This window comes from Bradyrhizobium sp. UFLA01-814, from assembly GCF_046718885.1.
Lineage (GTDB): Bacteria > Pseudomonadota > Alphaproteobacteria > Rhizobiales > Xanthobacteraceae > Bradyrhizobium > Bradyrhizobium elkanii.
The window spans coordinates 46,717-52,716 of sequence record NZ_JAQOSR010000046.1 but is presented as its reverse complement, the minus strand read 5'-3'; the positions used below and the strand labels follow the sequence as shown (position 1 = coordinate 52,716).

6 protein-coding genes and 2 pseudogenes are annotated in these 6,000 nt (G+C 60.1%); 2 read left to right on the top strand and 6 right to left on the bottom strand.

Going from position 1 to position 6,000, the window contains the following annotated elements; genetic code table 11:
* Both PMN64_RS16490 and PMN64_RS16485 read left to right on the top strand, forming a co-directional pair.
* The coding region (locus tag PMN64_RS16490; RefSeq protein ID WP_411781376.1) for a DUF1772 domain-containing protein at positions 1-308 on the top strand (308 nt) is incomplete at its 5' end.
* Positions 309-400: 92 nt separating this feature from the next.
* Positions 401-1,588 carry a hypothetical protein gene (locus PMN64_RS16485; protein ID WP_411781375.1) on the top strand — a complete coding sequence of 396 codons (1,188 nt, stop codon included), beginning with the start codon at positions 401-403 and terminating at the stop codon, positions 1,586-1,588.
* Positions 1,589-1,649: 61 nt separating this feature from the next.
* On the opposite strand, the pseudogene PMN64_RS16480 reads toward PMN64_RS16485, so the two are convergent.
* The 6 genes and pseudogenes from PMN64_RS16480 to PMN64_RS16455 all read right to left on the bottom strand — a co-directional run.
* A pseudogene (locus tag PMN64_RS16480) lies at positions 1,650-1,858 on the bottom strand (Hsp70 family protein); the annotation flags it as partial.
* 106 nt (positions 1,859-1,964) lie between these two features.
* Entirely contained in the window at positions 1,965-2,219 is a 255-nt protein-coding gene (locus PMN64_RS16475) for an Hsp20/alpha crystallin family protein (protein WP_411781379.1), read from the bottom strand.
* A pseudogene (locus PMN64_RS16470) lies at positions 2,176-2,286 on the bottom strand (Hsp20 family protein); the annotation flags it as partial. The gene PMN64_RS16475 and the pseudogene PMN64_RS16470, both read right to left, overlap by 44 nt.
* Positions 2,287-2,514: 228 nt before the next feature.
* Positions 2,515-3,168, bottom strand: a complete 654-nt coding sequence (locus PMN64_RS16465; RefSeq protein WP_411781374.1) for a BON domain-containing protein — start codon at positions 3,166-3,168, stop codon at positions 2,515-2,517.
* 667 nt (positions 3,169-3,835) lie between these two features.
* Positions 3,836-4,453 carry an HdeD family acid-resistance protein gene (locus PMN64_RS16460; protein ID WP_225646004.1) on the bottom strand — a complete coding sequence of 206 codons (618 nt, stop codon included), beginning with the start codon at positions 4,451-4,453 and terminating at the stop codon, positions 3,836-3,838.
* A gap of 405 nt (positions 4,454-4,858) precedes the next feature.
* Complete coding sequence (locus PMN64_RS16455) at positions 4,859-5,929, bottom strand: NADP-dependent oxidoreductase (protein ID WP_411781373.1); 1,071 nt, start codon at positions 5,927-5,929, stop codon at positions 4,859-4,861.
* Between the last annotated feature and the right edge of the window lie 71 nt (positions 5,930-6,000).

Here is a 6,000-nt window from a genome sequence, read left to right as displayed (position 1 = left end):
GCAATCGGCGCGGCACGCTGGTGCTGTCGGGTGTGGCCGTGCTGTCGGCCGCAATCGCGCTTGTACAGTTCAGGCAGAGTGGCGACGTTCGGTGGATCATTGGGGGCACTACGATTCTGGCAAGCTGGCCGTATACCTATTTTGTAATGATGCCAGTGAACGTCTGGCTGTTTGCTGTTCGAATCGGAAAACCGGTTTCGCCGCTGCGCAGGCTGATGCGGGACTGGGGGCTCTTGGAATGGGGGTACGCGCTGATCGGATTCGCAGCCTGTGGCGTCTTTGCGTGGGCGTTGGAATTGCCGCCCTGATTGATCGCCGTCAATGTCGGAGTGCCGCGCTTCGGCCAAGGTCGGTCTCTCAATGCCACAGGCGAGCGAAGGGTTCTGCCGGGCGAGGGTCAATGTTGCATATCGATATTCCAACGTTGGAGGAGTTCAGGGCGCTGGCGCAGATCAAGGGCGAGACCTGCGTTTCCCTGTATCTGCCGACATCTCCCTTGGGGAGTAACGCCCAGCTCAACCGTACTGTGTTCAAGGACTTGGCCAGGGACGCGCTATCGCAGCTCAAGGTAGGCGGCGCCGACAACAGCAAGATCGTTGCCTTCGAGGGGCAGTTCGATCACCTCGCGGGCGTAGAGCACAATGTCCAGGATGAAGACAAGATCAGAAGGCTCCAGCGTCGAAAGCCGGACCCGGTCGATTCGTTCTGGCATTACCTGTCTACTGGATTGGCGGTGCTCACCACGTCCGCGACAATGCGGACGTTCCGCCTGCCGGAGTCCCCAAAGCCGCTCGCCGAAGTCGCGGACCGCTTCCATCTAACACCGCTGATCCGCGCCATGACGTCGCCGCACGATATCTTCGTGCTTGCGTTGGCGGAGGAGAGCGTTCGGCTAATTCACGCCTTCGCCAATTTTCCGCCAGAACGGCTGCAGGTTCGTGGCCTGCCCAAGAACGCGGCGGAAGCGACCCGGCGGCCGTCATTTCACGTACGCGCCCCGCGCGGCAAACTGCAGAACCTCGAAGGCGAAAAGGTCCTGCTGCACCAGTATGTCAGGAAGGTCGAGCACGCCACCCGCAGCCTGCTTTCGGGACGCAATGCACCACCTCTGGCTCTTGCGGCGGAGGAGCCTCTCGCGTCGATGTTCCGGTCCGTCACAACGTATTCAAGGCTGGCCGACGAGACGATCGAGGGAAACCCAGGCCGGAAGACGGATACCGAACTGGGAGATACAGCGATTCCGATTCTCGACCGTCTCTATTCCCGCGAACTGAGAGCTGTGATCGCGCGCTACGACGAGCTCAAGCCCCGACGTGCAACTACTGACGTTTCCTATGCGGCGCATGCTGCGACTGCAGGTGCTATCGATCAGCTCGTTGTCGATCTTGATGCAGTTGTACCGGGTCTCGTCAGCGGCTTCGATGGCAGCGTGACATATTCAGCTTCTGATGATGCCGAAACCTACAGCGTCGTCGACGAAGTCGCGCGGCGGGCGCTGGCCACCGGCGCTAGGGTCATGGGCGCCAAGCAACATGAACTACCGAATCGGGCTCCACTCACCGCCATCCTCCGCTACGCATTCCATTGAAGCAGGTCAGGCCGCCGTCAGGTGTCGCCACAGTTCGGTCGGACACCTCCGTTGCTGCGTCCGTGTTTTCCGGATTGATGATGCTCTGCCGGTGCCCGACCAGGACGTCCCCATCGTCGATGAACGCAACCAGGGTGGTGCGGGCGCGCCGTCGTCATTTTCGATCAACCTGGCCTTACTTCCCTTCGTCACGACGACGCAAGAGTTGGTGGTTCCGAGATCGATCCGAATTGCTTTTGACCAAGAGTTCTGCTTCGTGGCGACAGCAATCTCTGCGGGAATGAGGGGTGAGGCGCCGCGATGGGCTGTCGGTGATCGTATGCGGGACGCATTGGCCGAGGAGGAGGTGCTACCTACGCGTCCCGCTGCTGCCGGCTCAGGCGGCTTTCTTGGCCTCCGCCTGCGAGGCGTCCTCGACCTCGATCTTCTTCGGCATGGACTTGGCCGGTTTGGGTATTGTGACCTTGAGGACGCCGCCGGACATGGCTGCCTGGACGCTGGACGGATCAATGCCGGAACGCAACTGTAACACACACATGAACATACCGTAGATGCGCTCGCTGTGCTGCACGTTCTTGTCTTTTTGATTATCCTCGATCTTTTTTCTCGCCCTGGATCGTGAGGGTATCATCCTCGATCGATATTTCGACGTCCTTGCCTTCAAGGCCGGGCATCTCAGCGGTTACCTCAACGGCCTCGTCGGTCCGGTGATTTCGATGTTAGGGGTGAGCGACTTCGTGCCGTCGTTTGAGGCTATTGCTTGCACGAGCTCGTTGAACAGCCCGTCGATCTCCCGATGCTGGCCGAACAGTCTGAAATTCGGTCGCGTCGGTGCGCCGCTCTCACGAAACGGAACCAATGACCTTGGCACTCTCCTTGTGCCTCGAAAAGACGTTAACTAACGGGCGGATAACAGGCCGGGGCCGTTATGGACTGACCACAATCCGGTCTTCGACACGGGTGATGCCTGGTGCCGACCATGCGACACGCTCAGCTTCCTCGCGTTCGATCCACGAGCGAACGGTGCCTTTCAGGATGACCTCGCTGCCGTGGGTTTCGACGGCGATGCGATTGGCATCGACCTCCGCATTCCGCTTGAACGCCTCTTGGATCCTGCGCTGAATGTCGGTAGGCTCGACCTTGGGCTTCAGTGAGATGACGTTAGTCACGCCCTTGACCCCTTTTACCTTTCGCACGGCATTTTCGGCGGTGGTTTTCTGGTATTGCCATTCCACTGTGCCTTCGAGGGTCAGCCAGCCGTCTTTGACGACGACCTTGATATTTTCGTGCGAAAGGGGCAGTTGAGCCTTCAGACTGTCAATCGCATCGCGCGCGATGTCCGGATCCGGCCTTTGATCGATCGACGGTAGCCGGACCTCGATGTCATTCGCGACGGCATGCACGCCCGCGACGCGCTTCGCCGCGTGCTCGGCTTCCAGCCGGTCACTGTAACTTCTGGTGAATCCAGCCAGTGTGACCACGCCATCCTTCACTGAGATGGCGATGTCCTTGGCATCGAGATCGGGATCCCAGTTTAACTCTTCGCGGACGTCGCGTTCTATTTCACGGTCGGATCTCATGATTGGCTCCTGGTCTGTACAATGCGGATTGTGGGATCGGCGGGTCATTACGCTACCGATCAACGGCAATCCTAGGAGGTGTCACACGTCCAGCCATGATGCTCATCAACTTTCGCAACAGGTTTCTCGGTACGATCTTCGCGATCCAGTAATCGCTTTGCAGCATCGACCGAGTTGATGATTGCCTTGAGCGGTTGGTTCAAATCGTGAGTGAGCCCTGCGGCCATCTGGCTGGCGGCCGAGAGGCGCGCGATATGCAGCGGTTCGCTTCACAAACTTTCAATGCGGAGACCGGCTTGCGGGCGCAGTCTCCGCCACGAGCGCGTCCTGTTTGCCTCCGCCAATTCGATCGGCGACGCCCAAGAGCGGCGATCGGGGACCGCAGAGCGAAGGTTGATGGTTCTTAGCTACCCGACCCTGCAGGAAAGATTGTGCCGGTCACCAATGCCGTTTTCGAGCAGACTTGGATTTGGCCCGTCGCTCAGGAACGCCAACGCGAGTGAGAGGTATCCAGGCGGGAGGATCGCTTGCCGGAAATGTCTCGATTAGGCTCATCAGGACGAATTCGTCCTCAGCCGGGGTCGTTTCAATTTCGCGGGGAAGCTGGGCTTTGGCCCCGCTCTTGTGACTTTGATTGCTCGATCGTCGTGGCGTCATCACAGGTCCACTAGGCAACCGTGCCCACGGCCGCAGGATTGGTCGCCTGCTGCTGCCGCGCTCGAAGTCGGAACGAGAATATGATCAGGGCGACGCCAAAGGCGATGGCGTACGCGCCCATCCACCAAGTCAGAACGAGAGCCCCGATTAATGGCGTGAAGAAAAGCAGCGCGCCATATGCCAGCGACAGAATGCCACCCAAGACCAGCCACCATCGGCCATGCTCCAGGTTGAGGCGAGAACCCGCAGCCGTCATCAACGCGCCGGTGACGATCGCCCATGAGGCAACCAGTAACACGAAGGCAAGCACGGTAAGGCCCGGCCAGAGGAGGGCTCCGATGCCCACGGCGATATTGACCAGCCCTTCGAAGATCAGAAATCCCCAGCGGCCCCTGCGGCGCATCGCGCGGACCGCCGAGACGATCCCGGCCACGCCATCGACCAGCATGTACGCGGAGAACAGGAGCGCCAGCGACAGCATTGTCGGGCCGGGAAAGATCAATGCGAGACATCCGAAGATGATGCCCAGAATGCCTCGCACCAGGAACAGCCACCAGGTTGGAGCGAGCGCCGCCGTGGCAGCATCGGTATTGGCGTCCGAGGGGCCAGTGAACGTCGTGCTGGTCATGACATGCTCCCGCAATCTGATTGACCTTTGGTGATGCTTAGCGCGTGCCGGATGACGGGCGCCTTGACGGGCGTCAAAAATGCTTCCGTGCACCTTTGGGCCGTATCGATCTTCGCGGGTGACCGCTCAGTCGAAATTGTTGGAATTCTATCGGTCGTTCACGAACTGGAGACCACGGCATTCCTCTCTCAAGGTTCCGGTGGAAAAGGAAACGCTTTATCCCGCCCCAAATTCGTCTGATGTCGAGCACAATATGAACGAACTGCCGATTTCCGATCGGCCATTTCTGATCTAGTGGCAGATGTAATCGCGGGTACGTGGAAGCAGATGTAATCGCGGGTACGTGGAAATTGCCTCCTGTCGGCGAGCTTGGGCGCGCGGAGCGTCGAGATACATGTCTCGCCACTACGAAGCGTGTATCGCTAGGATAATTTTGCCGACTACATGACCCTCGGCTAGACGTTCGTGCGCCTTGTGCGCGTGGGCCAGGGAATAGCATTCCGCGATCGGAACTTTGAGTTTCGCTGCGTGGGCCGCCGCGTTGAGGCGTTCGAACTCGCGAACGCCTGAAATGCCGTCGTAGCGGATCAATTCGGTGCCGCGCCGCTTCTTCGGGGCCGGCTCGATGCCGTTCGGGTGCGCCAGCCGGCCGCCGGGCCGCAGCACGTTCAGGCATTTCTCCAGCGCATCTCCACCGACGAGCGCCAAGATGGCGTCGACGCCGTCGGGCGCGAAGCGGCGCGCTTGGTCATCGATGTCGATGCGCTTGCCGTCGACCACGACATGCGCGTCCATCTCCCGCACGAGTTCCACGCCTTCCTGGCTTGATGCTGTTGCGAATACCCGGGCGCCGCGAAGTCTTGCGAATTGCACGGCAAGCGTTCCGACGCCGCCGGAAGCGCCGTGAATGATGATGGTCTCGCCCTTCTTCAGCTTCAGTGCGTCGTCAATCCCCTGCAGTGCCGTCAATCCCGTAATCGGGATCGCGCCAGCATGTCGCAGGTCAAGCCGTTTTGGGATCGGCGCGACCTTGTCGGCAGGCACGGCGACGTATTCGGCGTAGAAGCCGCCTTTCGGGTTCTCCCAATTGTAGGAATAGACCTCGTCGCCGACTTTCAACCGTCGTACCCGCGAGCCGACAGAGACGACGATTCCGGAACCGTCGTAGCCTAGTATCAATGGAAAATGCGGCTTGCGGGGCGCGTAAAACCCCTCCCGGACGTCGGCATCCCACCTGCCGACGCCGGCGGTGTCGACGGCAATCATGACTTCTTCAGGGTCCAGCGGCGGAACCGCTAAAGCATGACCAGTGATCACCTCCGGGCCGCCGAAGCGGTCGATGGCCGCCGCAAACATGGTGCGGGGGACGTGCATCGTGTGATTCCGAAAAAGTAAAGCATTGCGGGGACGATCGAGCATGATGGCTATCTCGCGTGGGCTTTCCGCCTGCATGGAGGAAATTGCCGGCAGCGACACTGACGTCGGTCAATTTCGGAAGGAAATGCGAGGGCGAGAGCCCGCCTGTGAGCCCGCCGCGCCGCCCTGTC